The following is a 1,205-nucleotide window of genomic DNA, read 5'->3' as shown; positions in this document are numbered from 1 at the left end:
CTCCCCCTACTTAAGCGCCAGCCACGCCACGCCCGCCACCACCGCGATCGCCACGACGATTCCGATGATCAAGCCGATCCGTGGGCCCGAAGACGCCGCCGTCTGCTGTTGGCGGCTGGACTGCGGCTCCTCGTCCACGAAGGCGCGGAACATCTGTGTGCTGCCGGCGGGGTCGGGGTTGCCCTGGGGACCCTGGGGGTTGTGTGCCATGGAGAAGGACCCTAGCGAATCCTCCGCTCCCGGCCCAACCCCCTCTGGCCAGGGACTTTACGAGCGTGGTCCCAGACCTTTGCCGACTCTTTAGGGCGTTGGTCCGGTTTTAGTTTGCCTGCGGCAACCAACTGTCTCTATCGTTGCCCTAAGCAACAACATAGGAGGTGTCGTGGCCGCGCAGCGTCAGTACGAGGAGCTGGCCCGACAGCTCAGCGCGATCGGTGCCGTGAAGCGCGGCCTGGGACGTGGCCTGCCGGCCGACTGCCCGGGCGGATCCGCAGCCGTACTCGTCCTGCTCGACCGGCACGGCGAGATGCGGATGAGCAGGCTCGCCGAACTGCTCGCCGTGGACATGTCGGTGACCAGCAGGCACGTGGCCCATGTGGCGGAGAAGGAATGGATCCACCGGGACCCCGACCCCGCCGACAAGCGCTCCCGGATCCTGCGCCTGACCCCGGCGGGCAAGGCCAAGGTCGACGAGCTGTCCGACCTGTCCATCAGGACACTCACCCACTACTTGCATGACTGGTCCGACGACGAGGTCGTCCAGCTCAGCACGCTGCTCGCGCGACTGCGCGACAGCTTCGGGGACTGCCGTGCGGCTTCGGCCCGGCTCCCCCACCCCTCTGAAGAGACCACCCGTACACCCGCGTAACGAAGAGGAAGCCCATGGCAACAACCACACCATCCGGTGTGCGGGGCAGCCACGCCAAGCACGGGGCGCATGATGACGGCACCCCCATGACGCACCGCCAGATCATGGAGGCCCTGTCCGGCCTGCTGCTCGGCATGTTCGTCGCGATCCTGTCGTCGACGATCGTCTCCAACGCCCTGCCCGAAATCATCGGCGACCTCGGCGGCGGCCAGTCCGCCTACACCTGGGTCGTCACCGCGTCGCTGCTCGCGATGACGGCGACCACCCCGCTGTGGGGCAAGCTGTCCGACCTCTTCAGCAAGAAGGCGCTCGTACAGACAGCCCTGATCATTTACGT

General features: G+C 66.7%; 3 protein-coding genes. 2 read left to right on the top strand and 1 reads right to left on the bottom strand.

Translation table 11 applies throughout. From position 1 onward, the window contains the following. Window positions 1-6 precede the first annotated feature (6 nt). Window positions 7-210, bottom strand: coding sequence for a hypothetical protein (locus ACFWY6_RS29240; protein WP_384696440.1), 204 nt, complete (start codon window positions 208-210; stop codon window positions 7-9). A gap of 172 nt (window positions 211-382) precedes the next feature. On the opposite strand from ACFWY6_RS29240, the gene ACFWY6_RS29235 reads away from it, so the two are divergent. Both ACFWY6_RS29235 and ACFWY6_RS29230 read left to right on the top strand, forming a co-directional pair. Continuing rightward, on the top strand, window positions 383-868 hold the full coding sequence (locus ACFWY6_RS29235) for a MarR family winged helix-turn-helix transcriptional regulator (protein WP_384696437.1): 486 nt from the start codon (window positions 383-385) through the stop codon (window positions 866-868). A 14-nt stretch (window positions 869-882) separates the two neighbouring features. After that, window positions 883-1,205 (top strand): MFS transporter (locus ACFWY6_RS29230; RefSeq protein ID WP_384696434.1); only part of this gene is annotated, 323 nt, incomplete at its 3' end.

Origin of the sequence: Streptomyces sp. NPDC059037 (assembly GCF_042740015.1) — a bacterium.
Classification (GTDB): Bacteria; Actinomycetota; Actinomycetes; order Streptomycetales; family Streptomycetaceae; genus Streptomyces.
Note: the sequence above shows the minus strand (reverse complement) of the source record. Positions and strands in the feature narration are given on the sequence as shown.